This is a genomic window from Rhodococcus sp. NPDC079359 (assembly GCF_040702585.1).
Taxonomy (GTDB): Bacteria; Actinomycetota; Actinomycetes; order Mycobacteriales; family Mycobacteriaceae; genus Rhodococcoides.
Map to the genome: position 1 here is coordinate 98143 of NZ_JBFBLH010000013.1, position 22210 is coordinate 120352.

Annotated in this window: 20 protein-coding genes; 17 read left to right on the forward strand and 3 right to left on the reverse strand. The window is 64.7% G+C overall.

What is annotated here, in order from left to right:
• Positions 1 to 80: 80 nt before the first annotated feature.
• The 3 genes from AB0362_RS23625 (at position 81) to AB0362_RS23635 (ending at position 3928) form a co-directional block, all read left to right on the forward strand.
• Positions 81 to 677 (forward strand): class F sortase, encoded by a 597-nt coding sequence (locus AB0362_RS23625; RefSeq protein WP_366236162.1) that lies wholly within the window; start codon positions 81 to 83, stop codon positions 675 to 677.
• Between the two features lie 102 nt (positions 678 to 779).
• Positions 780 to 2885, forward strand: coding sequence for a glycosyltransferase family 39 protein (locus AB0362_RS23630; RefSeq protein ID WP_317810695.1), 2106 nt, complete (start codon positions 780 to 782; stop codon positions 2883 to 2885).
• A 380-nt stretch (positions 2886 to 3265) separates the two neighbouring features.
• Positions 3266 to 3928 (forward strand): DUF4352 domain-containing protein, encoded by a 663-nt coding sequence (locus tag AB0362_RS23635; protein ID WP_317810694.1) that lies wholly within the window; start codon positions 3266 to 3268, stop codon positions 3926 to 3928.
• A 273-nt stretch (positions 3929 to 4201) separates the two neighbouring features.
• Here AB0362_RS23635 and AB0362_RS23640 read toward each other — a convergent pair whose 3' ends face one another.
• The 3 genes from AB0362_RS23640 to AB0362_RS23650 form a co-directional block, all read right to left on the reverse strand.
• Positions 4202 to 6169: a DUF222 domain-containing protein gene (locus tag AB0362_RS23640; protein ID WP_366236163.1), complete on the reverse strand. Its 1968-nt coding sequence runs from the start codon at positions 6167 to 6169 to the stop codon at positions 4202 to 4204.
• 401 nt (positions 6170 to 6570) lie between these two features.
• Entirely contained in the window at positions 6571 to 6972 is a 402-nt protein-coding gene (locus AB0362_RS23645; protein WP_317533337.1) for an ASCH domain-containing protein, read from the reverse strand.
• A 7-nt stretch (positions 6973 to 6979) separates the two neighbouring features.
• Positions 6980 to 8047, reverse strand: a complete 1068-nt coding sequence (locus AB0362_RS23650; RefSeq protein ID WP_317533370.1) for an endonuclease/exonuclease/phosphatase family protein — start codon at positions 8045 to 8047, stop codon at positions 6980 to 6982.
• A 100-nt stretch (positions 8048 to 8147) separates the two neighbouring features.
• Between AB0362_RS23650 and AB0362_RS23655 the strand changes: the two genes are divergently transcribed.
• The 14 genes from AB0362_RS23655 to rpsG all read left to right on the forward strand — a co-directional run bounded on the left by AB0362_RS23655 (position 8148) and on the right by rpsG (position 22205).
• Entirely contained in the window at positions 8148 to 8960 is an 813-nt protein-coding gene (locus AB0362_RS23655; RefSeq protein ID WP_317533336.1) for a TIGR03084 family metal-binding protein, read from the forward strand.
• Positions 8957 to 10684, forward strand: a complete 1728-nt coding sequence (locus tag AB0362_RS23660; protein ID WP_317533335.1) for an acyclic terpene utilization AtuA family protein — start codon at positions 8957 to 8959, stop codon at positions 10682 to 10684. The genes AB0362_RS23655 and AB0362_RS23660 overlap by 4 nt, the downstream gene beginning before the upstream one ends.
• Positions 10681 to 11829 (forward strand): acyl-CoA dehydrogenase family protein, encoded by a 1149-nt coding sequence (locus tag AB0362_RS23665; RefSeq protein WP_149407531.1) that lies wholly within the window; start codon positions 10681 to 10683, stop codon positions 11827 to 11829. Before AB0362_RS23660 ends, AB0362_RS23665 begins: the two co-directional genes overlap by 4 nt.
• Positions 11826 to 13424, forward strand: coding sequence for a carboxyl transferase domain-containing protein (locus AB0362_RS23670; protein ID WP_300521721.1), 1599 nt, complete (start codon positions 11826 to 11828; stop codon positions 13422 to 13424). Before AB0362_RS23665 ends, AB0362_RS23670 begins: the two co-directional genes overlap by 4 nt.
• A gap of 4 nt (positions 13425 to 13428) precedes the next feature.
• Positions 13429 to 15402: a biotin carboxylase N-terminal domain-containing protein gene (locus AB0362_RS23675; RefSeq protein WP_317533334.1), complete on the forward strand. Its 1974-nt coding sequence runs from the start codon at positions 13429 to 13431 to the stop codon at positions 15400 to 15402.
• On the forward strand, positions 15399 to 16559 hold the full coding sequence (locus AB0362_RS23680) for an acyl-CoA dehydrogenase family protein (protein WP_317533333.1): 1161 nt from the start codon (positions 15399 to 15401) through the stop codon (positions 16557 to 16559). Before AB0362_RS23675 ends, AB0362_RS23680 begins: the two co-directional genes overlap by 4 nt.
• Positions 16559 to 17311, forward strand: coding sequence for an enoyl-CoA hydratase family protein (locus AB0362_RS23685; RefSeq protein ID WP_317533332.1), 753 nt, complete (start codon positions 16559 to 16561; stop codon positions 17309 to 17311). Before AB0362_RS23680 ends, AB0362_RS23685 begins: the two co-directional genes overlap by 1 nt.
• Before the next feature lie 45 nt (positions 17312 to 17356).
• A complete protein-coding gene (locus AB0362_RS23690) occupies positions 17357 to 17980 on the forward strand; it encodes a TetR/AcrR family transcriptional regulator (protein WP_094641518.1) in 624 nt (207 codons plus the stop codon).
• Between the two features lie 61 nt (positions 17981 to 18041).
• Entirely contained in the window at positions 18042 to 19448 is a 1407-nt protein-coding gene (locus AB0362_RS23695) for an amidohydrolase family protein (protein ID WP_317533369.1), read from the forward strand.
• A 42-nt stretch (positions 19449 to 19490) separates the two neighbouring features.
• Positions 19491 to 20018 (forward strand): hypothetical protein, encoded by a 528-nt coding sequence (locus AB0362_RS23700; protein WP_317533331.1) that lies wholly within the window; start codon positions 19491 to 19493, stop codon positions 20016 to 20018.
• 3 nt (positions 20019 to 20021) lie between these two features.
• Entirely contained in the window at positions 20022 to 20540 is a 519-nt protein-coding gene (locus tag AB0362_RS23705) for a DUF3558 domain-containing protein (RefSeq protein ID WP_317533330.1), read from the forward strand.
• Positions 20537 to 21064, forward strand: coding sequence for a DUF3558 domain-containing protein (locus AB0362_RS23710; protein ID WP_149407536.1), 528 nt, complete (start codon positions 20537 to 20539; stop codon positions 21062 to 21064). Before AB0362_RS23705 ends, AB0362_RS23710 begins: the two co-directional genes overlap by 4 nt.
• A gap of 294 nt (positions 21065 to 21358) precedes the next feature.
• Positions 21359 to 21733 (forward strand): 30S ribosomal protein S12, encoded by a 375-nt coding sequence (gene rpsL / locus AB0362_RS23715; RefSeq protein ID WP_008714048.1) that lies wholly within the window; start codon positions 21359 to 21361, stop codon positions 21731 to 21733.
• A 1-nt stretch (position 21734) separates the two neighbouring features.
• Positions 21735 to 22205 (forward strand): 30S ribosomal protein S7, encoded by a 471-nt coding sequence (gene rpsG, locus AB0362_RS23720; RefSeq protein ID WP_003941856.1) that lies wholly within the window; start codon positions 21735 to 21737, stop codon positions 22203 to 22205.
• Positions 22206 to 22210: the final 5 nt, after the last annotated feature.

Sequence of the window (22210 nt, forward strand, 5' to 3'; positions counted from 1 at the left end):
TGAGACCTACCGTCGAGGTATCAGTACCTCTCGCTGAATCCGCCCGCACCACGATCCGTCATCGGTTCGTGGTGCGGGCGGTGGCAGCGGCGTTCCTCATGCTGCTGTTACTGGTTACCGGGTGTGCAACGCCGTCGGATACCGTTCCGCTGCAGACTGATTCGACGTCTTCGGTCTCTTCTGCTCCTGCAGCCGTCGCCCCGACAGACGAGGTTGTTGCCGAATCGTCGGTCGCCGGGTCACCGCCTGCGCGCCTCGAGATCGGTGCGATCGGCGTCGACTCCGATGTGATGGGTCTGGGTCTGCGTCCGGACGGCACGATGGAAGTTCCCCCGGGCGGTTTCCCGGCCGGTTGGTACACCGGGTCGCCGGTTCCGGGGCAACTGGGACCGTCGATCGTTGCGGGGCATGTGGATTGGGACGGCAGCCCCGGCGTCTTCTACCGGCTCCGCGATCTCCGACAGGGCGACGATGTCACCGTCGTCAGCCAGGACGGAAACACTGTCCGGTTCGTCGTCAGCGCGGTGGAGCAATATCCGAAGGATGCGTTCCCCACCGACAAGGTGTACGGAGACATCGATCACTCAGGCCTGCGTTTGATCACCTGTGGTGGCCAATTCGATTCGGACATATCGAGTTACGACGACAACATCGTCGTGTACGCCGATCGCGTCTGAGCGAGCTCTCTCGCTCACAGCAAGTTCGCAGGCTGCTCCCAGCCGGGCCGACGGTCCATCGCACACTCTCGTAGTCGACAACTTCGACGAACAGGATGTGCGATGACTGCCCAACTCGACCGACCGGCCGCGATGCCTCCGTCGCACGCCCGCCAGCCGTCCTGGCAGAACAAGTGGTGGTATCGCCGCCGGCACCTGCTCGGTCTGCTGGTTCTGCTCGCGGCCACGGCAACGCTGTACATGTGGAATTCGACGGCAAGCGGCTATGCGAACACGTTCTACGCCGCCGCGGTGCAGGCCGGTACCAAGGACTGGACGGCGTGGTTCTTCGGATCCCTCGACTCAGAGAACTTCATCACGGTGGACAAGCCGCCGGCCTCGCTGTGGGTCATGGGTCTGTCGGCCCGACTGTTCGGGTTCTCGAGCTTCGGTCTGCTGTTGCCGCAGGCATTGATGGGTGTCGCCTCGGTGGCGACGGTGTATGCCGCGGTCAAGCGTGTCGCGAACCCCATGGCCGGTTTGCTCGCCGGCTTCACCCTGGCATCGGTGCCGGCGGCGGCCTTGATGTTCAACTTCGACAATCCCGACGCGCTGTTGGTGTTCCTCATGACACTCGGCGGCTACTTCGTCGTGCGATCTCTGCAGACAGCGGCCGGAAGGCGGGCCGCGATGTGGCTCGCTTTTGCCGGCGTGGCGCTGGGGTTCGCGTTCCTCACGAAGATGCTGCAGGGGCTGCTGGTGTTGCCGGCGTTCGGTCTCACGTATCTCGTTGCAGGACAGGCTCAGTTGCGAGCCAGATTGTTGCACCTGGTCGGGGCCTCGGCCGCTCTTGTGGTCGCCGCCGGGTGGTGGGTGGTGACGGTCCAGCTCTGGCCGGAAAGTGCCCGACCGTACATCGGTGGGTCCACCGACAACACCGTCATGGATCTGGTGCTCGGGTACAACGGGCTCGGCCGCATCTTCGGCAACAGCGGCGGAGGTGGCATGGAGGCTCCGGCGGGGATGAGTGCCGGGGCAGCCGGGTCCAGCTTCGGCGGCTCGACCGGTCTGGACCGACTGTTCGGCAGCGAGATGGGGATTCAGATCTCCTGGCTGATCCCGGCGGCCCTGGTGGCGTTGGTATTCGGGTTGATCGCTCGTGGCCGAGCGCCGCGAACCGACCTCCTGCGTGCGTCCCTGATTCTGTGGGGCGGGTGGTTCCTGGTGACGGCGTTGATCTTCAGCTATATGTCCGGAACCATCCACCCGTACTACACCGTCGCGCTCGCCCCGGCTCTTGCCGGGATGATCGGAACCGGTGGTTACGCACTGTGGCTCAGACGTGAATCGATCTGGGGCAGAGCCGGTATGGCATCGATGATGCTCGCAGCCGGGGTCTGGAGTTGGGTACTGTTGCATCGCAACGCGGACTGGCTGCCGGCATTGAAGTGGATCCTGTTGGTGGGAACCATCGTTGCAGCCGTGATGATCTTGGCGGCCGGGCGATACCGAAAGCTCACTGCGGCAGCGCTGATCCTCGGAGCCGTGGCCGGTCTCGGCGGCGGCGCGTCGTATGCCATCGCTACGACGACCAATGCGCACAGTGGTTCCGTCCCCACCGCAGGTCCGACCGGTGCAGTCAGCGACGGCGGTCCCGGCGGAATGCCAGGCGGTGGAATGCCCAGTGGCGGAATGTCGAGCGATGGAATGGCCAGTGGTGGAATGCCGACGGGCGCGATGCCAAGCGGTGCTGTGCCGGGCGATGCTGTGTCGGGCGGTGATGCGGGCATGCCTGCTGATGCTGCGGATCTTCCGGCCGGTTTTGCCGGCACCAACGTGGGCGGCGGGATGGCCATGGGCGGCATGGGCGGTGAGTCCAACGAGGAGTTGGCTGCGCTGCTCGAGTCGACGACCACGAAATGGTCTGCTGCAGTGAACGGTTCGATGTCGGCTGCGAATTACGAGTTGGCGTCCGACACGGCGGTGATGGCCATCGGTGGGTGGAGCGGAGATCCTGCGCCGTCGCTCGACGAGTTCATTCAGTACGTGGCCGATCATGAGGTGACGTACTACGTCTCGGGCGGAATGGGCGGGGGCATGGCGCGCGGCGGCATGGGCGGCGACTCTGCGAGCACGTCCTCTCAGATCCAGGAATGGGTCGAGGCGAACTTCACTGCCACCACGGTCGGCAGCGCGACGGTGTACGACCTCAGCACCTACACAGGCTGACACCGACCGAACGGAGCGACACCCATAAGTCACAGTTGTTCCACCGCAGACACTTCGACTGCGGTGGAACTTCTGTGTGCAACGTTTGTTGGAATCGGAAAGGCCGGCGGATCGTCGCCGGGCATTGGTGCCGGCACGGACATCCAGAACACGACATCCCCTGCCAGCATGAATCGAATCCACAGGCCTGTCGTCTCGACGCTGTGGTGAGTGCCAGACGGCGACGGCACCAAGCACATCGCGCCCGTACTGGTCATGCCAGAACCGCATCACGGGACGGCGTGACCAGATGTCCGTGCTGAGGTACGTGGCAAACGTCGCGCCGATGAGTGACCTTGGACCCTCGCAAGCAGCGGCGAGTCAGCGAAGCATCAACGGCCATGACCACACCCAGACCGGCAACACCCGCAGGCTTCTATCCCGACCCGAGCGGAAGGCCCGGCCAATCCTACTGGGACGGCAATGAATGGGGCGGCCAGCCGCCTGAGCCGCCCAAGAAGTCGCATAAGTTGCGGAAGGGCCTGCTGATCGGGCTTGGTGTGTTCGTCGCTCTGGTGATTGTCGTGAGTTTGACGGGAACGGACGACAGTGGCTCGACGGGCTCCGGTGCCGGCGCACCGGCAGAGTCCTCTTCGGACATCGCATCCGCAGGGAGCGCGGTCCGCGACGGGAAGTTCGAGTTCCAAGTCACCACTGTCGCCAGCGCGAAGACGGTGAGCGACCCAACCGACAACCCCTACATGACCGCGGACGCGCAGGGCGAGTTCATCGTCGTCACGATGCGAGTGAAGAACATCGGAGACAAGCCACAGAGCTACTTCGGCGACAACCAGAAGATGATCGATGCGCAGGGCCGCGAGTATGGGGCATCCAGCGAGGCCGGTATGTACATGAACACCGAGGTCGCCGTATTGGGTGAGATCAATCCCGGCAATTCGATAGACGTGAAGGTCGCATTCGACGTGCCACCAGGAACCGCTCCCGCCACGCTGCAGCTACATGACTCGATGTTCTCCAGCGGAGTGAAAGTAGCTCTTGCTTAACCTGTTTGACCCGAGTGACTCGGCCGCCACTGCTCCACCGAGGCGATCCTGACTATCGCCAGGGCACACAGTAGATCTATCCCGACACCAGGTCCGACCGGCGCAGACACGGAATGGGTCGAGGTGAACTTCATCGCGGTCGGCAGCGCGACGGTGTACGACCTCAGCACTTACACAGGCTGACACCGAACACAGCCACATTGAGAAGGCACAGTTGTTCCACCGCAGACACTTCGACTGCGGTGGAACTTCTGTGTACCGACCCGAGATTCATCAGAAAGGCGGAGGATCATCGTCCGATGCTGAGGTAGGTACCGGCGCGGGCAGCGGCTGTATGATCTCCAGGCTCGACGTATCCGACTGTATCGCTTGACCTTTAGGCCTGCGATAGACGGCGGGCAGGTGGCTCAGGTCTGCGAGTTGCGTGGTGCCGGGAACCGTAACCGCTGAAGTGCCGGCATTCGAGACCCAGAACTCGACGCCAATGGCGAGCATCACCGGGGTCCACAGACCCATGGTCTTGAGGCTGTGGTGGTAGCGGCACAGGCAGTGCAGGTTGGTGTCGATGGTCCAGCCACCGGACTCGGGATCGCGATGGAAGTACGGGACGATGTGGTCGATCTCGCACTGCTGGGCCGGGACATCGCAACCCGGATGTCGGCAGGTGCGATCGCGATACCGAATACGTTCCGCCAGTGCGACAGTCGGGCGATAGATGAGGGCTCCGGGTGGCGGCAGCTCGAGACCGTCGTGCCCGTCCGGGTACAGCGCGATCCCGAGAGCTGGATCCGATGCGATCGCTGCTTCGAGTTCGGCAACGAAAGTGTAAGTACCGCGATACGGAGTGGCGACACAGCTGTTCCGTGGTGGTTGTGCGGACTTCGGCGCCCGCGGGTGCCGAGGAACAATGCCGCCGACACGGCGACGACCACGCCCCAGCGGATGAAACACCAGATGTGAGGTGCTGCCCTTGGACCTGCTGTTTCTCGACTTGCCTACCTTGGATGCTCTGGGCTTCTTCCGGCCACTATTAGATCTGCTGTCGTTCGTCCTGCCGGTGCCGGTGCCGGTGCCGCTGTCGGCTCTGCTCTCGGCACCTTTGTCACCAGTGCCTGCGCCGCTGTCGGCTCTGCTCTCGGCACCTTTGTCACCAGTGCCTGCGCCGCTGTCGGCTCTGCTCTCGGCACCTTTGTCCCCAGTGCCTGCGCCACTGTCGGTATCGGTATCGGTATCGGTATCGAGGTCGATCAGTGACTCCAGGTCTTCGCCGTAACCGAGCTTCTCCGCCAGATCGCGGGCTTCGGTGAGCAGGATCTGCCAGTGTGCGTTGTCGGCGAGTTCACGGGCGTACTCGGCATCGATGGGGCCGTGGCCGGCAAGGTGGGCAGGATTGGACAGCAGACCGGCGAGCGTGGCGAGGTCGACGGTGATCACCGTCAGTGGGGCGCGTCGATCAGGATGCACAGTATCGGCCGTGCACGGATTTTCGTCATCGGGCTCGCACATGCAGACCATCGACGACTCCTGCTGCAGCAGAGCAACATACGCTGCGGCACGCTTCTGCCCCTTGTTTCGCGGATCTCGACGGCAGACGGTAGCGGCCATCTCGTTGATCAACTGCCAGGCAGCTGCGGCGTCGGCGGCGGTGAGGTCGGCCTTCAGCGTCGACAGCACATCTTTGTCGGTGTACGTGACGTTCGTGTGCCGTTCCAAGTCCTTGCGGAGAGCTGCGGCTTGCTCAGGCGCGATGCGGTACATGATCGACCAGATTTCCGTCGCCAGGGGACCAGGTGACAGGCGTTGAGCAGCGTGCAGAACCTCGCCTTGGACGGCCGTCGCCGCGTCCTGCGTCAGGTTGTGGGTACAGCGGTATATCGCGCGGACGCGAGGAAGATCGAGTTCGCCGGCCTCGAACGCGGCCGCGACGGTAGGAAGCCGAAGCCGGAGGTCCATTCCAACCTCGGCGTACGTGTTCGCAACAGTCTTCGAGCAACCGAGAACGTGTGCGACTTCGGACGCCGCATAGTTGCCCGCGTCCTGAATGACATCACCGACGAGCACGTTCTGATGGATGCACGAGTCCCAGATAGCTGCGGCCAGAGCGACCTTGCGAGCGCACGCCTGATTCTCCAGAATCGCAACGTCTCGAATTTCGCCCAGCACTGTGCTGTCGATGTACGGCTTCGATTGCGGCCCGAGATAGGCCGCGAACCGACTGCGCGTCGAACTGGATGTGATCACTGTGTAGTCGCCCCCCGGCACGTGTTCCGACTAGAAGTAGAACGACGTTCGATGGTACGGCGGAATGCAAAGTTCGTCAACCCCAATTCTATTGTGCCGAAAAAGGATTGATTAAAGCGGCGTATACACCCAGCCACCGACAAGAATGTTCGACTCCGACGCCGCGGAAGGCTTCGGGGTGATCATGAGTCAGAATTACCCCGCCTTCAAGGTGAGCCCGGGTATCGATTCCCAGGATTGATGCCGTCGCACCCGAGCCCCTGTGCGGCCTGTAGGGCATGCCGATGTTCGTCACCGTCTCCACCGCGAATCTCGCTGAATCGACCGAAATTCTGAACCCGAGCTCTCGGTCTCTTCGACCTCTTCGCGCTGGCCAGTGGCATCGATCCCCGCCCAACTCGTTATGGAACGAGTATGAATCGCTCCAGCACCACTCGAGTGTCGTCGTCGACGGTGAAATCGGGATCGCCCAGTTCCGCGCGAACCTCGGGCGAGTGCCAGAATCTTTCGTGCCCGGCGCGCCAGTGCGCCACGTCGATGTATCCCTCACCCTCGTCGAGGGCATGTTGGAGCGAAACATCCTTCAGCGCAACGATATCGACACCCGTGGTTTCGATGACTCCCACCACGACTCCGGCCGAATCCACCACCGCGCCGCGTTCACCGACCCTCGGAAGCTCCTCTTCGGTGTACTGAATCAACAGGCTCGCTGTGCTGGTCTTCTCACCGGACAGCACGGCCGCAACAAGTCTGTCCCGCAGCGGTCCGGGGTACGCGAATTCGACAATCGGTAGATCGGTCACTCGCCCATCATATTTCGAGGTCTACCCACACCAGTCGGTGGTCCGACGGGTGCTCGGTGCCCGAGGGCCAGTGGACGGCGGAGTCGATCACCGTCAGATCGTCCGACGGCAGTACGTAGTCGACGCGCAGGTCACCGGGCGTAGGGTCGGCGAAATCTGCTGTGTCCGTGCCATGTTCGGCCGAGCCGGGTGCCGGATCCTGCACCCGCGGAAGGTCGAGAACCTGCGCGATGGCACCGGCCACCGAATCTCCGTCGACCGGATCGCTGTTCTGATCGCCCAGCATGACGAACGATGCTCCGTCCTCCAGCCCGCCGCGCACACCGTTGTCGTCGTACAGGTAGTCCGCACCCGAGATGTAATCGGCACTGAGCCTGATCTCGTCGTGGTTGCGCTTACCGTTGCGGTCTTCGGGTCCGTCGAAGGACGGGGGAGTGGGGTGGGACGCCAACACATGTAGCGTCTTCCCGTTCACGTCGATCGGCACGTCCCAATGGGCCTTGCTGGACAGTCGAAGCGCGTCGGCCACCTCTCCGTAGTAGTCGCGCGGTAGCAGCGAATCCGGCATGTCCTTCCACAGGAAGTTCTGGAACGTACGTACCGAATCCGTGAGGATCGGAAACTTCGAGTACACGACCATCCCGTACTGGCCCGGGAACTGCCCGAATCCCCAGGCATCACCCGGGCCGCCCAGCTCGCCGTCTTTGTCCAGATCGAGGCCCGAGTCGACTCCGGTGTTGACGGGCGCAGTGAAGGAGTACGGGTACTGCCCGTCGAGGTAGTTGTCGTTGAACAATGTCACCGCGTCCTGGCCTGAGTAGTCGAACTCGTTGACCAGCAACACATCCGTTGAATTCGCTGCGATCACATCGGCGACCGCGCGGGCCTGGGCGTCCTCTCCGCTCAGGTCCGTCACCAGCTGCCCGGCCACCGGCCGATTGAGGCTGGCATTGAACGTCGCCACCCGAATGCTCGACGGTTCGTCGGGGGCCGGGTCTGTGGCGGTTGGCTTCATAGAGGAACAACCGGCGGCCATGACGGCGAGGGTAACGGTGACGGCCACGAGTCTCGACATGCTCACGCTCGTCACCGTAGGGATAGCAAGCGAACGCGAGGTTACGAATTAACAAGCAGGCGTGCTTGCTTTTTTCAGGACCTCCTGTGAAGCTGGGCTCATGGCAGACCTCGACTCTCTCGTCGACGACCTACGCGCCGAGGGCAACGACCTCGATGCACTCGTGGCCGAGCTGACCCCCGAACAATGGGCGGCACCGACACCGGCCGCGGGGTGGACCGTCGCGCACCAGATCGCGCACCTCTCCTGGACCGATCACGTCGCGGAGCGGACCACGTCCGGAGCATCCGGCGATGTCGAGGCCAAGGAGGAGTTCGCTCTCGTTCTGAAGAAGGCATGGGAGAACCCCACCGGCTTCGTCGACGAGGCGGCCGAGGAGGAATCGCGTGATCTCGAACTACTGAGCACCTGGCGTACTCGACGCCGTGCCATGACCGAGGCGCTCACACAGGTTCCGGCGGGGGCCAAGATCGACTGGTTCGGACCCCCGATGAGTGCGGCGTCCATGGCCACGGCGCGTCTGATGGAGACCTGGGCGCACGGTCAGGATGTCGCCGACGCGGTGGGCGTCACCCGCGTTGCCACCGACCGAATCCGCGGCGTCGCACACATAGGCGTCCGCACAAGGGATTTCGCCTACGCGATCAACGAGCAAACCCCTCCCGCCGAACCGTTCCGGATCGAACTCACCGCACCCTCGGGAGAGCTCTGGACCTGGGGACCCGAGAACGCCACCCAACGAGTGAGTGGTCCGGCCCTGGACTTCTGCCTCCTCGTCACCCAGCGCGCCCACCGCGACGACCTCGCCGTTCATGCCGAGGGAACCGACGCCGCGCACTGGCTCACCATCGCCCAAGCCTTCGCAGGCCCTCCCGGAGCAGGACGAGACAGAGCAGGACGAGAGCAAGCATGACGGTACGGATCGGCAACTGTTCGGGCTTCTACGGAGACCGCCTCTCCGCCATGCGAGAGATGCTCGAGGGCGGCGAACTCGATTATCTCACCGGCGATTACCTGGCCGAGCTGACGATGCTCATTCTCGGCCGCGATCGGATGAAGGACGCGACCCGTGGCTACGCCAAAACCTTTCTGCGGCAGGCAGAGGACTGCCTGGGACTGGCGCTGGACAAGGGTGTCAAGATCGTCGCCAACGCCGGTGGGCTCAATCCCCGAGGACTGGCAGAGGCACTGGAAAAGTTGGACTCCGGCGCGAAGATCGCCTACGTCGACGGCGACGACCTCCTCGGCCGAGCTGCCGAACTCGGCCTCGGCAACCCGCTGACCGCAAATGCCTACCTCGGCGCGTGGGGCATCGTCGAATGCCTGAACTCCGGTGCCGACGTTGTGGTCACCGGGCGCGTCACCGACGCCAGCGTGATCGTCGGACCGGCCGCGGCCCACTTCGGTTGGGCACCCACCGATTACGACGCGTTGGCCGGGGCCGTGATCGCCGGACATGTCATCGAATGCGGAACGCAGGCGACGGGTGGCAACTACTCGTTCTTCACCGAAATCGCAGACATGTCCAGGCCCGGATTCCCCATCGCCGAGATCGAGTCCGACGGTTCGTCCGTCATCACCAAGCACGAGGGCACCGGCGGTGCCGTCAGCGTCGGCACCGTCACCGCTCAGCTGCTGTACGAAATCACCGGCGGGCGGTACGCAAACCCTGACGTCACCGCGCGGATAGATTCCGCGATCCTGGCGCAGGAGTCCAGCGATCGAGTGTCCATCACCGGCGTCACCGGCGAAGCTCCACCGCCCACCTACAAGGTCTCGCTCAACGCACTCGGCGGGTTCCGCAACGAATTCACGATGGTGCTCACCGGCCTCGATATCGAAGCCAAAGCAGCACTGGCACAACGGCAATTCGAGTCCTGGCTCACGGCCCGCCCCACCGAGCTCGACTGGACCCTGGTGCGCACCGACAAGCCCGACGCCGAGACCGAGGAGACGGCCAGCGCCCTGCTGCGCTGCGTTGCCCGCGACAGCAATCCCGATGCCGTCGGACGTCAGTTCTCCGCCGTAGCAGTCGAACTGGCACTGGCCAGCTATCCCGGATTCTCGGTCACCGCCCCACCCGGAAACGGTGCGCCCTACGGAGTGTTCACCGCCGGCTTCGTCGACGCGGCCGAGGTGCCGCACGTCGCGCACCTGGCCGATGGCACCGAGTCCACCATCGCTCCTTCGACCGAGACGCAGGTACTGGAGCCCGTGGAAGAACCGGAGCTGCCTGCGCCCAGAGCAGCCGAGGCGACCATTCGCCTTCCACTCGGAACCATCGCAGCGGCTCGAAGCGGCGACAAGGGCGGCAACGCCAACGTCGGGGTCTGGGTCCGCACCGACGACGAATTCTCCTGGCTGGCGCACGCATTGACGGTCGAGACTCTGAAGCAGATGCTGCCCGAGGCCGAGCCGCTCACCGTCACGCGTCATGTCCTGCCCAATCTGCGGGCCGTGAACTTCGTCATCGAGGGCATCCTCGGCCAAGGCGTCGCCTCGCAGGCCCGATTCGATCCACAGGCCAAGGGACTGGGTGAATGGCTGCGGTCGCGGCACATCGACATCCCGGAAACACTCGCTTACGCGGGAGTGGAGCCTGCGGAACGACCCGACAAGAAAGTAGAACTCGAATGAGTATCTGGACGACGCCGGAGCGTCAGCAGCTGCGCAAGACCGTCCGCAGTTTCGTGGAGCAGGACATCGCTCCGCACATGAATCAGTGGGAGACCGACGGCGAGATTCCGCGTGAGCTGCACAAGAAGGCAGCGGCTCTCGGACTGATCGGAGCAGGCTTTCCCGAGGAGGTCGGCGGCGATGGTGGAGATCTGGCCGACGCCGTCGTGATCTGTGAGGAGATGCACCAGGCCGGTGCGTCGGGTGGACTGTTCGCATCGCTGTTCACCAGTGGAATTGCGTTGCCGCACTTGGTGGCTGCGGGCGACGCCGACCAGATCGAGAAGTGGGTGCGGCCCACGCTGGCGGGGGAGAAGATCGGCTCGCTCGCCATCACCGAACCGGGTGGCGGTTCCGACGTCGGGCACCTCAGGACGAAGGCCGTCAAGGACGGCGATCACTACGTCGTCAACGGCTCGAAGACGTACATCACCTCGGGGTGCCGAGCAGATTTCATCGTCACCGCGGTGCGGACCGGAAGCGAGGGCGCAGCGGGCGTCTCGCTGCTCGTCATCGAGAAGGGCACGCCAGGGTTCGAGGTCACCAGCAAGCTCGACAAGATGGGCTGGCGCGCATCCGATACCGCGGAGCTCTCGTTCGTCGACGCCCGCGTCCCGGTTGCCAACCTCGTCGGTGCCGAGAACAGTGGCTTCGCGCAGATCGCGCAGGCGTTTCTCACCGAGCGCATCGCCCTCGCCGCGCAGGCCTACGCCAGCGCGCAGCGGTGCCTCGATCTGACGCTGCAGTGGGTCCGTGATCGGGAGACCTTCGGAAAGCCGCTCATTGCACGGCAATCCGTACAGAACACCGTCACCGAGATGGCCCGCAAGATCGACATCGCCCGCGTCTATACCCGCAGTATCGCCGAACGGTCCATGCTGGAGGACAGCGACTTCATCGCAGAAGTCTGCTTCGCCAAGAACACCGCCGTCGAGTCCGGAGAGTGGGTCGCCAATCAAGCGGTGCAGCTCTTCGGCGGGCTCGGCTACATGCGCGAGAGCGAGGTCGAGCGGCAGTACCGCGACATGCGCATCCTCGGCATCGGCGGCGGGACGACCGAGATCCTCACCGGGCTGGCTGCAAAACGATTGGGGTACCAGGCATGAGCGTGCTCAAGTCCACCCTCGACACCGCATCGGAGCAGTACGCGGGGAGCGTCGAGGCCATGAACACCAAACTCGGCGAGATCGAGGCCGAGCACTCGAAGGCTCTGCTCGGTGGCGGTCAGAAGTACGTCGAGCGACACAAGAAGCGTGGCAAGCTTCTTGCCCGCGAACGCATCGAACTGCTGATCGACGAGGACTCGGCCTTCCTCGAACTGTGCCCACTCGCGGCCTGGGGCAGCGACTTTCCCGTCGGAGCCAGCACCGTCATGGGTATCGGCGTGGTGTGTGGCGTCGAATGCCTCATCGTCGCCAACGACCCGACTGTCCGCGGCGGGGCGAGCAACCCGTGGACGCTGAAGAAGGGGTTCCGCGGCAACGACATCGCCACGCAGAACCGGCTTCCGGTGATCTCCTTGGTCGAGTCCGGTGGAGCCGATCTACCGACGCAGAAGGAGGTGTTCATCCCCGGCGGTCGCATGTTCCGTGATCTGACGCAGCTCTCGGCGGCGGGCATCCCGACGATCGCGCTGGTGTTCGGTAACTCCACCGCAGGTGGCGCGTACATCCCCGGCATGTCCGATCACGTCGTCATGGTCAAGGAACGCTCCAAGGTGTTCCTCGCCGGACCACCGTTGGTCAAGATGGCGACCGGCGAGGACTCGGACGACGAATCGCTCGGCGGTGCCGAGATGCACGCCCGAAAGTCCGGCCTCGCAGACTACTTCGCCGTCGACGAGCAGGACGCCATCCGCATCGGGCGCAGCATCGTTTCCCGGCTGAACTGGAAGAAGAAGGGCCCCGAGCCGCGCGCCGAGGTCATCGAGCCGCTGGCCGATCCCGAGGACCTGCTCGGCATCGTCCCCACAGATCTGAAGATCCCGTTCGACCCACGCGAGGTCATCGCCCGCATCGTCGACGGTTCCGATTTCGACGAGTTCAAGCCCATGTACGGCGGTTCTCTCGTCACCGGCTGGGCCGAGCTGCACGGATATCCGATCGGCATCCTCGCCAATGCCCGCGGTGTGTTGTTCAGCGAGGAATCGCAGAAGGCGACGCAGTTCATCCAACTAGCGAACCGCTCGAACACCCCACTCCTGTTCCTGCACAACACCACCGGATACATGGTCGGCAAGGAATACGAGGAGGGCGGGATGATCAAACACGGTTCGATGATGATCAACGCCGTGTCCAACTCGAAAGTGCCGCACATCTCGATCCTGCTCGGTGCCTCCTACGGTGCCGGCCACTACGGCATGTGCGGACGCGCCTTCGATCCGCGATTCCTCTTCGCCTGGCCGTCCAGCAAATCCGCTGTCATGGGCGGCGCGCAGCTCGCCGGTGTCATCTCCATCGTCGGACGCGCCGCCGCCGAAGCTCGCGGACAAGCCTTCGATGCCGAAGCAGATGCCGGAATGCGCGCGATGATCGAAGGCCAGATCGAGGCCGAGTCGATTCCGATGTTCCTCTCCGGACGCCTCTACGACGACGGCGTCATCGACCCCCGTGATACCCGCACGGTGGTGGGAATGTGCCTGTCGGCCATCGCCACCGCCCCGATCGAAGGCACCGCCAACTTCGGTGTCTTCCGGATGTGACGCCATGACCGTAGCCTCCGTCCTCGTAGCCAACCGCGGCGAAATTGCCCGCCGCGTCTTCACCACCTGTCGCGCCGAAGGCATCGACACTGTCGCGGTGTTCTCCGACGCCGACGCGAACTCCCCGCACGTGCGCGAGGCCGATTCGGCAGTGCGGCTACCCGGAAACAGTTCGGCCGAGACGTACCTGCGCGGCGAGCTCGTCATCGCCGCAGCGGCGGCCGCCGGAGCCGACGCCGTGCATCCGGGATACGGATTCCTCTCCGAGAACGCCGATTTCGCGCAACAGGTGCAGAACGCCGGCCTGACGTGGATCGGGCCGCCCGTCAAGGCCATCGAATTGATGGGCTCGAAGGTCGAGTCCAAGAAGATGATGGCCGACGCCGGCGTGCCGGTGCTGACCCAGCTCGATCCCGAGTCGGTCACCGAGAACGAGCTTCCGGTACTGATCAAAGCATCCGCGGGTGGCGGTGGGCGCGGCATGCGCATCGTGCGCGATCTCGAGAACCTGGATTCCGAGCTCGAAGCCGCTGGACGCGAGGCACTCTCGGCGTTCGGTGACGGAACGGTGTTCGTCGAGCGGTACATCGAAACCGGTCGGCACATCGAAGTGCAGGTCATGGCCGACAGATTCGGCACGGTGTGGACGGTGGGCGAGCGCGAGTGCTCGATCCAACGCAGGCATCAGAAGGTCGTCGAGGAGGCACCGTCGCCGCTCGTCGAACGCATCGACGGCATGCGCGAGAAGCTCTTCCATGCGGCGACGCTGGCCACCGAGGCCATCGGCTACGAGGGTGCGGGCACCGTCGAATTCCTCGCCGACGAGAAGGGCAACTTCTTCTTCCTCGAGATGAACACCCGTCTGCAGGTCGAGCACCCGGTCACCGAATGCACGACGGGACTCGACCTGGTGGCGCTGCAGATCAGGGTCGCCGCGGGGGAGCGGTTGCCCGCCGAGCAGCCCGAGACACGTGGACACTCCATCGAAGTTCGCCTCTACGCGGAGGATCCGGCCCAGGACTGGCAGCCACAGAGCGGTGCCGTGCACCGATTCGAGATCCCCGGTGCGCAGTTCGAGGTGCTGACCAAGGCCGGCATCAGGGTGGATTCCGGCGTCGAGACCGGCAGTGCGGTGGGAACTCATTACGACCCGATGCTCGCGAAGGTCATCTCGTTCGCGCCGACGCGGGATCAGGCTGCGAATCTACTGGCGAAAGCGTTGCACAAGGCCACCGTTCACGGCCTGAAGACCAACCGCGATCTACTGGTCAACATCCTGCGGCATCCGGCGTTCCTGGCCGGGGATACCGACACGGCCTTCTTCGACACGCACGGGCTCGATGTCCTGGCTCAGCCGATCGCACACGGCCGGGCCGAGGAACTGTCGGCTCTCGCGGCTGCCTTGGCCGACGCAGCGAACAACACCGCGCGGGCGCGAGTGAACCGGGGACTGCCCGGCGGCTGGCGCAATCTCCGGTCCCAACCACAGCGCAAGACGTACAACGACATCACCGTCGAATACTCGATCGGACGCAGCGGACTCACCTCCTCGGTGGAGGGCGTCGAACTGATTGAGCACACCCCGACGCGGGTGACGCTCGACGACAACGGAATTCGTCGTATCTTCCAGGTGAGCAGCTACGGTTCGGACGTCTTCGTCGATTCCGCGCTCGGTCCGGTCAGGTTGATCAAGGCCCCGCGGTTCACCGACCCCACCGACGAGGTCGCGGCCGGTTCGTTGCTCGCACCGATGCCCGGCAGTGTCATCAGAATCGCTGCTGCGCAGGGCGATACCGTCACCGCCGGTCAGCCCATCCTGTGGCTGGAGGCGATGAAGATGGAACACACGGTCACCGCGCCCGCCGACGGTGTGCTCACCGAATTGAACGTAGTGGAAGGCCAGCAAGTCGAAGTCGGTGCAGTTCTCGCCGTTGTCACCGAAGAAGCCGTCACCGAAGAGGGAGTGGAGCAATCATGAGTTTCATCGAAACCGAAGAGCAGAAGGGTCTGCGCAACGCAGTCTCGTCACTCGGCAAGCGCTACAACTACATCGACTACGTCCTGCCGAAGGCGCGCAAGGGTGAGCCGCTGACCGAACTGTGGAACGAGGCTGGGAAGCTCGGCTTCCTCGGCGTCAACCTGCCCGAGGAGTACGGCGGCGGTGGCGCGGGCATCTACGAACTCGCGCTCGTGCAGGAGGAGTTGGCCGCGCACGGCGCCGGTCTGCTGCTGGTCGTCGTCAGCCCGGCCATCTGCGGCACCATCATCGGCAAGTACGGCACGGCCGATCAGAAGCAGGAGTGGCTCACCGCGCTCGCCGACGGGTCCAAGATCATGGTCTTCGGCATCACCGAACCCGACGCCGGCTCCAACTCGCACCAGATCACGACCACGGCGCGTCGTGACGGTGACGAGTGGATTCTTAAGGGCAACAAGATCTACATCTCCGGCGTGGATCAGGCCGATGCGGTCCTGATCGTCGCACGCACCGAGGATTCGAAGACCGGCAAGCTCAAGCCGGCGCTGTTCATCGTGCCCACGGACGCTCTGGGTCTGCAGAAGACGCAGATGGAAATGGACATCGTCGAGCCCGATCATCAGTTCGTACTGTTCCTCGACGACGTCAGGCTTCCCGCCGAGGCGCTCGTCGGAGAGGCCGACGCCGCTCTGATGCAGCTGTTCGCCGGGCTGAACCCCGAGCGCATTCTCGGTGCCGCGATGGCTGTCGGTATGGGCCGCTACGCCATCGACGCCGCCGTGAAGTACGCCAACGAGCGGACCGTCTGGAAGACGCCGATCGGAGCGCATCAGGGTCTCGCGCATCCGTTGGCGCAGTGCAAGATCGAACTCGAGCTCGCCAAGCTGATGATGCAGAAGGCAGCGGTGCTCTACGACTCCGGCGACGACTTCGGTGCTGCCGAGGCGGCGAACATGGCGAAATACGCTGCGGCCGAGGCCAGTATCAAGGCGCTGGATCAGGCGATCCAGACCCACGGCGGTGCCGGCTTGAGCAGCGAGTACGGCCTGGCTGCGATGCTCGGGGCGGCTCGCATCGCCCGCGTCGCACCGGTGAGTCGGGAGATGATCCTGAACTTCGTGAGCCAGCACTCGCTCGGCCTGCCGAGAAGCTACTGATGGCCGTACTCGTCGAGTCGGGCAAGGACACAGCGTATTTGACGTTGGATTCGCCGGAGAACCGGAACGCGCTGTCCTCGGTGTTGGTCGAAGAATTGACCGCGGGACTCATCGCTGCGGCGCACGACGACGACGTCAGAACGATCGTGCTCGGCCACACCGGCACCACGTTCTGTGCCGGAGCAGACCTCCGCGAAGCCGGAGCATCACCGGAACTTCGCACGCGGCAGATGCTGGATCTGATGCGGCTGATCATCGACACCCCGAAACCCGTCGTCGTGAAGATCGACGGACATGTGCGGGCAGGCGGGATGGGGCTCGTCGCGGCCTGCGACATCGCGGTCGCCGGACCCGAGAGCTCGTTCGCGTTGACGGAGGTTCGGCTGGGCCTGGCCGCGTCGGTCATCTCGGTGGCCGTGCTGCCGCGGCTGACGTCTCGCGCGGCGAGTCGCTACTTCCTCACCGGGGAGACGTTCGACGGGGCCACGGCCGAGGCCATCGGTCTGGTCACCGTGGCCGACGCCGTTCCCGCAGCCGCGGTGGCCGACTACATGATCATGTTCAGGAAGTGTTCGCCGCAGGGTCTGGCCGAGTCGAAGCGCCTCACCACGGCCGCGATCAGGCGCGAGATGGACGAGCGCGGGACGGCCGTCGCCGAACAATCGGCCAGGTTGTTTGCATCCGACGAGGCCCGAGAGGGGATGATGTCCTTTCTGGAGAAAAGGCCCCCGTCCTGGGCGGCCGAGAAGTAGAGCGGCCGAGAAGTCAGGTCGGTAGTAGGGAGTATGGCGATGGTGATGGCGCGCGAACCCAAGCAGGACCGCAGTAGGGTGACGCGTCAGCGACTGCTCGAGGCGACCATCGATTCGCTCGCCGAGCAGGGCTGGGTGGCAACGACGGTCGGCGTGGTCGCCGAACGTGCAGGCGTCTCCCGCGGCGCGACCCAGCATCATTTCCCGACGCGTGAGGACCTGATCACCGGAGCGCTCGAGTACATGTTCGACACTCGGATGGACAGCGCTCGCCGCGAGGCCCAGGAGATTCCGGCGGGCCCCGGCCGGACGACACTGGTGGTGGAGCGGCTCGTCGAGTACTACACCGGGCCGATGTTCAAAGCGGCACTCCAGGTCTGGACCGCGGCCTCGGCCGACCCCGAGTTGCGCGATCGGATCGTTCCTCTCGAAGAACGGTTCGGTCGTCGGGCCCACAAGATGGCCGTCGAGAACCTCGGGGTCGACGACAACGATCCCGTCACCCACCGTCTCGTTCAGGCAACCCTCGACCTTGCCCGCGGTCTGGGTCTGGCCGATGTGCTGACCGACGACGCACGACGACGTGCCGAGGTCGTGCGCTCGTGGGCAGAGGTGTTGGATGCGTCGTTGAACGCGCGGCTGTCCGCCGCGGGAGCGGTAGCGCAGTAGAGAGCCGCACGATCTGCAGTTCCGATCGACGTGTGCTTGAGTCTGGCGGGTGACTTCCGAAATCGCGCGCGTGCACCGCGGCCACATCTTTCACGTCGCCGGCTCGCCCACGGTGCTCGCCGCCGCCGCCGCGCTGGTCTCGATTCCCGACGGTGCCCTCGTGGTCGGCGACGATGGCATCATCGAGTTCTGCGGAGAGTTCGATTCGCTCCCAACCGAATTCGCGCAGCATACGGTTGCCGACCATCGGCCCGGGTTTCTGCTTCCGGGATTCGTCGACACCCACATTCACTTCCCGCAGACCTACGCCGGGGATTCCTACGGCGGCGGGCAACTGCTCGAGTGGCTGAACACGTGCATCTTTCCGTCCGAGTCCCGCTTCGCCGATCCCGAGTTCGCTGCCGCTGCGGCCAGAGATTTCTGTGCTGCGCGAATCCGGGCCGGAACCACACAGGCGATGGTGTTCGGATCGGCGTTCCCGCATGCGCAGGACTCGCTGTTCGCCGAGACCGAGAAGCACGGGCTACGCATCGTCAGCGGCCGCGGGGTCCAGACCACCGGCCCGGCGTCGGCGCAGGCATTGATCACCGGTGAGGACGAGGCCATCCGACTGGTGTCCGAGGAGATCGAGAAGTGGCACGCAGCCGACACCGGCGATGTCGACACGGCACTGCTGCACGTGGCCGTCGTACCGCGGTTCTCGCTCTCGGTGACGACGCAGACGCTGAAGAACCTCGGCGAGCTCTACGATTCCGTGCGGGCCCGAGGTGTCTACTTCCACACACACCTCAACGAGAACAACCGGCCGGGGACCGGCGAGATCGACGCCACCAAGAATGCCTACGGGGTGGAGACGTACCTCGACACCTACGACGGCAAGTTTCTGCCGGGCTCGCAGGTCGGTGGGAAGAGCTTCCTGGGCCCGCGCACCGTCCTGGCCCACGCGGTGCACTGTCAGGACGTCGAACTCGCGCGAATGGCAGAGACCGGCACGTCCATCGCGCACTGTCCCACCTCGCAGCAGTTCCTGGGCTCGGGCACCATGCCGTGGCTGCGGACCGTTGCCGCGGGAGTGAACATCGCCATCGGGTCGGACTTCGGCGGTGGTGACGAATGGCTGCTGCCGCAGGTCCTCGCCGACGCGTTCAAGGTGCACATCTCCGAGGCCGGTGACGCAGGACTGTCCCTGCATCCCGCTGAATTGCTGTTCACCGGAACCCTCGCGGGGGCACGAGCGCTGGACATGGATAGCCGAATCGGCAACTTCGACGCGGGCAAGGAAGCCGACTTCGTGGTGGTCGATCCGTCCGCATGGCCGCAGTTGGCGGCGGCGATCGACCACGGCGTCCGTGCCGACGATGCCGAGCTCGCCCGAGACCAGACCCTGTTCGCTCTGCTGATGTCGATGCGCGAGCCCGCGATCGTCGGCGTCTACGTCCAGGGCCGGAAGCTCGCGGCTTCGCGGTAACGTATGGCGACTCGCTTCCAAAGGATCAGGAGACACACAGGTATGGCTCGTCGGACTCGATTCGGTCTCCTCGCAGCCGCATTCGCGGCTGTGGGCGCCATGGCCCTCGCGCCGGTCGCACAGGCGCAACCGCCTGCCGATGCGCCGCCTGCACCCGCCGAGAACGCGCCTGCACCCCCGCCCGGACCGGTTCCCGTCCCCGTTCTGCAGATTCCCAACCTCGGGGTCACCGTCGGCGGACTCATCGTTCCGGACCAGTGGATCGGCACGATCGAGGTCGCCAGTACCGAGACGCCGGGACTGACCCACATCTGGGGCCGTGCCGCCGATCCGCGGATCTGCACGTCGTACCAGAACTTCGCCAGCCTGCAGGTCGACTTCGTCAATATCGCCAACGGACGCACCGGGTCGGTCAACGCACCGATCTGCCGGCAGGGAAACGGCGTGTTCGAGCCCGCGGGACCGGTCGTCGCCGATACCGGCAGCGGCCCGGTCCTGTTCACCGCGCACGTCCTTGCCTCCGGAATCGTGTTCGACATTCCCGGCGTCGGCGGATTCTCGGCCCCGTAGCAGATGACGAGACGGTTCGCGATGGTCGTGACGGCAACAGCCGTGCTGATCGCCGGGTGCGGCGGTGCGGAGGACGACGCTGCATCGCCGCAAGAGACTGCCCCGACGACCACGGTGTACGAGTCGGGTCCCTTCTTCGGTGAGTGCGGATCGATCACCGACGCCGAGGTGCAGTCCGCGTTCGGAGCGGGCCCGTTCGCGCAGATCACCCGTAATTCCGTCGGGTGCCAGTGGGAGACCACGGGGTTCGGCGGACCGGGCGTCAGCTTCTCCTGGTACCGCGGCAGCCCTATCGGACGCGAGCGCGCCGGTTCCGAGCTGATCGGCCGTCCGGCGAAAGACATCGAGATCGACGGCAACCCGGGGTTCGAGGCCGAGCAGGACACTCTGTGCGAAATAGGCGTGCAGTTCGGCGACGACTTCTTCCACTGGTCGATCACGTACTCCCTCGGACCGGCCGCGCGCCCGCCGTGCGACGTCGGAAACGAACTCGCGACTCTGACCGTGGAGCGCAAGCAATGACGCGCAGACGAGTGGTCGCGGCGGCGTCGACCCTGTTACTCGTCGCCGGGTGCGCCCAGACCGTCGAGGGAACTGCGAGACCGGCGAGCTTCGCAGGCTCCGGTGGCCAAGAATTCACCGAATTGTTGACCGAGTGCGATGCCGTCTCCGACGACCAGATCGCCGAGACCACCGGAGCCGACGCCATCGAACGCGGCTTCTTCGGGGCCATCTGTCGGTGGGATCTCGTCGGCTCCGCGGGCACGGTGAAGGTGACGTTCAACTGGTTCGAATCCGGCACTCTGGCCGCCGAGCGGGCCGCCGAGGAAAAGATGATGTACACCGTCACCGACACAACGGTGCAGGGCCGCAAGGCAATCCAGGCTCAGCGTCCGAACGATCCCGATTCGTGCGGAGTCTCGGCCGGGGCGGATCGGGACGGCATCTTCGGGTGGTGGGTGCAATACCAGCCCGGTGCCGCCCACCCCGATCCGTGCCAGGCCGCGGCGAAGCTGGCCGACCTCACACTCAACCTGAGCAGATAGGTTGCGTATCAGGGCGAAGGGTGTTTTGACCCGAGGCCGCGCCGCCGGGTATCGTTATGGGTCGTGTCCGGCCTGGCCGGACCGTTTGTGTGCCTATGCGAGGTACAGCCGTGCGCACGTTCGCTCTGAGAGCGCGCAACCGGCTGGACGTGTGGGGGTATGCGACACACCCGACCGCGGGGTGCAAGAGACCCGCGGTAGCAGTACTGGAGCAGCAGCAGTACCGGGTGAGGAGCAGTGTTCTCTTGCTCCAACTGCTAGATCCCTGTTTATCGACACGAAGAAAGCCGGTTCATGCCAACGATCAACCAGCTGGTCCGTAAGGGACGCACCGACAAGGTCGCGAAACTGAAGACCGCTGCCCTCAAGGGCAGTCCACAGCGCCGTGGCGTGTGCACTCGCGTGTACACCACCACCCCCAAGAAGCCGAACTCCGCGCTCCGTAAGGTCGCGCGTGTTCGCCTGACCTCCTCGGTCGAGGTCACCGCATACATCCCCGGTGAGGGTCACAACCTGCAGGAGCACTCGATGGTGCTCGTTCGCGGTGGTCGTGTGAAGGACCTCCCGGGTGTGCGTTACAAGATCATCCGCGGCTCGCTCGACACCCAGGGTGTCAAGAACCGCAAGCAGGCTCGTAGCCGCTACGGAGCCAAGAAGGAGAAGAGCTGATATGCCACGCAAGGGCCCAGCACCCAAGCGGCCGCTGATCAACGACCCGGTCTACGGATCGCCGTTGGTCACGCAGCTCGTCAACAAGATTCTCCTCGACGGCAAGAAGTCGACCGCAGAGCGCATCGTCTACCAGGCGCTCGAGCAGGCTCGCGAGAAGACCGGCACCGACCCCGTCGTCACGCTCAAGCGTGCACTCGACAACGTCAAGCCGGCCCTCGAGGTTCGCAGCCGTCGCGTCGGTGGTGCCACCTACCAGGTGCCCGTCGAGGTTCGTCCCGGCCGCTCCACCACGCTGGCACTGCGCTGGCTGGTCACGTTCTCGCGCGCTCGTCGTGAGAAGACCATGGTCGAGCGTCTGGCGAACGAGTTGCTCGACGCCAGCAACGGCCTCGGTGCCGCTGTGAAGCGTCGCGAGGACACTCACAAGATGGCCGAAGCCAACAAGGCGTTCGCTCACTACCGCTGGTGATCTCC

Excerpts from the sequence above, each read along its gene's own strand:
- AB0362_RS23630 (WP_317810695.1), top strand. The coding sequence starts at position 780 with ATGACTGCCCAACTCGACCGACCGGCCGCGATGCCTCCGTCGCACGCC.
- AB0362_RS23635 (WP_317810694.1), top strand. The coding sequence starts at position 3,266 with ATGACCACACCCAGACCGGCAACACCCGCAGGCTTCTATCCCGACCCG.
- AB0362_RS23650 (WP_317533370.1), bottom strand. The coding sequence starts at position 8,047 with ATGTCGAGACTCGTGGCCGTCACCGTTACCCTCGCCGTCATGGCCGCC.
- AB0362_RS23655 (WP_317533336.1), top strand. The coding sequence starts at position 8,148 with ATGGCAGACCTCGACTCTCTCGTCGACGACCTACGCGCCGAGGGCAAC.
- AB0362_RS23660 (WP_317533335.1), top strand. The coding sequence starts at position 8,957 with ATGACGGTACGGATCGGCAACTGTTCGGGCTTCTACGGAGACCGCCTC.
- AB0362_RS23665 (WP_149407531.1), top strand. The coding sequence starts at position 10,681 with ATGAGTATCTGGACGACGCCGGAGCGTCAGCAGCTGCGCAAGACCGTC.
- AB0362_RS23670 (WP_300521721.1), top strand. The coding sequence starts at position 11,826 with ATGAGCGTGCTCAAGTCCACCCTCGACACCGCATCGGAGCAGTACGCG.
- AB0362_RS23675 (WP_317533334.1), top strand. The coding sequence starts at position 13,429 with ATGACCGTAGCCTCCGTCCTCGTAGCCAACCGCGGCGAAATTGCCCGC.
- AB0362_RS23680 (WP_317533333.1), top strand. The coding sequence starts at position 15,399 with ATGAGTTTCATCGAAACCGAAGAGCAGAAGGGTCTGCGCAACGCAGTC.
- AB0362_RS23685 (WP_317533332.1), top strand. The coding sequence starts at position 16,559 with ATGGCCGTACTCGTCGAGTCGGGCAAGGACACAGCGTATTTGACGTTG.
- AB0362_RS23690 (WP_094641518.1), top strand. The coding sequence starts at position 17,357 with ATGGCGCGCGAACCCAAGCAGGACCGCAGTAGGGTGACGCGTCAGCGA.
- AB0362_RS23700 (WP_317533331.1), top strand. The coding sequence starts at position 19,491 with ATGGCTCGTCGGACTCGATTCGGTCTCCTCGCAGCCGCATTCGCGGCT.
- AB0362_RS23705 (WP_317533330.1), top strand. The coding sequence starts at position 20,022 with ATGACGAGACGGTTCGCGATGGTCGTGACGGCAACAGCCGTGCTGATC.
- AB0362_RS23710 (WP_149407536.1), top strand. The coding sequence starts at position 20,537 with ATGACGCGCAGACGAGTGGTCGCGGCGGCGTCGACCCTGTTACTCGTC.
- rpsL (WP_008714048.1), top strand. The coding sequence starts at position 21,359 with ATGCCAACGATCAACCAGCTGGTCCGTAAGGGACGCACCGACAAGGTC.
- rpsG (WP_003941856.1), top strand. The coding sequence starts at position 21,735 with ATGCCACGCAAGGGCCCAGCACCCAAGCGGCCGCTGATCAACGACCCG.